Genomic DNA, 1,684 nt, shown 5'->3' with positions numbered 1-1,684 from the left:
ACCACCGTGCGCCCTCAGGCCCATTCGCCGGCCAGCACCGTCATGGCGCAGCTGGCCGGTCAAAGCGCTGCCCAGCAACGCCAAACCGTGATCTCGATGGTTACCGCGATCACGGCCACGGTGCTCGCTCACCCTGATCCGGCCGCTTTAGATCCCGACCGCCCGTTTAAAGACCTCGGTATCGATTCTTTGACCGCGTTAGAACTACGCAACAGTTTGACCCAACACACCGGGCTGACACTGCCGGCCACCGTGGTTTTCGACCACCCCAGCCCCAACGCGCTGGCCCAACACCTCATCGAACTGATCACCCACACCGGTTCTTCTGTGGCGCCGGTGGCGGGTTCGGCTGGTATGGGTGTGGGTGAGCCGGTGGCGGTGGTGGGGGTGGGGTGTCGGTTTCCTGGGGGTATTGGTTGTGCGGAGGATTTGTGGCGGGTGGTCAGTGGTGGGGTTGATGTGGTGGGGGGCTTTCCTGATGATCGTGGGTGGGATTTAGCGGGTTTGTTTGATCCTGATCCGGATGCGGTGGGTAAGACTTATACCCGGTGTGGGGGGTTTTTAGAGGGTGCTGGTGATTTTGATGCCGATTTTTTCGGGATTTCTGCGCGGGAAGCTTTAGCGATCGATCCTCAGCAACGGTTGTTGTTGGAGACGTGTTGGGAGGCGTTGGAAAACGCTGGTATTGATCCGGGGGGGTTAGCGGGGTCTGCCACTGGGGTGTTTGTGGGGGCTTATGCCCAACCTTATGGGGGTGGTGATTCCCAGGGGGTGGACGGTTATGCGTTGACGGGGTCGGCGACCAGTGTGGCTTCGGGGCGGGTGGCTTATGTGTTGGGGCTACACGGGCCGGCGTTGACGGTGGACACGGCGTGTTCGTCGTCGTTGGTGGCGATTCATTTGGCGTGTCAATCGCTGCGTAATGGGGAATCGGAGTTGGCCCTTGCTGGGGGGGTGACCGTGATGACCACCCCGACAGTGTTTACCGAGTTCGCCCGGCAGCGAGGGTTAGCTGTTGATGGTCGTTGTAAATCGTTTGCCGCCAGCGCTGATGGCACCGGATGGGCCGAAGGGGTGGGAGTTGTTGTTTTAGAACCGTTAAGTCGCGCACACCGCTACCAGCACAAGGTATTGGCCGTTATCGCTGGCTCAGCAGTCAACCAAGACGGCGCCTCGAACGGGTTGACCGCCCCCAACGGACCAGCTCAGCAGCAAGTGATCTGTCAAGCCGCAGCCAACGCCGGGATCGGGCTTGACCACGTCGATGTGGTCGAAGCTCACGGGACCGGTACTACCTTGGGTGATCCGATCGAGGCCGGCGCGGTGATCGCTACTTATGGCGCCCATCATCAGCGTCAGCAACCCCTGTGGCTGGGATCGATCAAATCCAACATCGGCCATACTCAAGCCGCCGCCGGGGTGGCTGGGCTGATCAAAATGGTTCAAGCTCTCAACCACAACATCGTGCCCCCGACTTTGCACATCGACCAACCCAGCCCACATATCGACTGGTCGGCAGGCACGGTGGCACTGCCCACCCAACCGATGCCCTGGCCGGATACCGATCATGTGAAAACTGCGGCGGTTTCCGCGTTTGGGGTCAGCGGCACCAACGCTCATCTGATTGTTCAACAAGCCCCTGCTGCGGATCCTGCGGTGATACCCGCCGCCAATGATGATGATG

1 protein-coding gene is annotated in these 1,684 nt (G+C 60.5%); it reads left to right on the top strand.

The annotated features are described in order from the left end of the window. Positions 1-87: 87 nt before the first annotated feature. On the top strand, positions 88-1,684 hold a 1,597-nt coding region (locus tag BST40_RS28010), incomplete at its 3' end, for a type I polyketide synthase (RefSeq protein WP_279629031.1).

It is taken from the genome of Mycobacterium persicum, assembly GCF_002086675.1.
Lineage (GTDB): Bacteria > Actinomycetota > Actinomycetes > Mycobacteriales > Mycobacteriaceae > Mycobacterium > Mycobacterium persicum.
The sequence above is the reverse complement of the archived record's forward strand: the minus strand, read 5'-3'. Positions and strand labels throughout refer to the sequence as shown.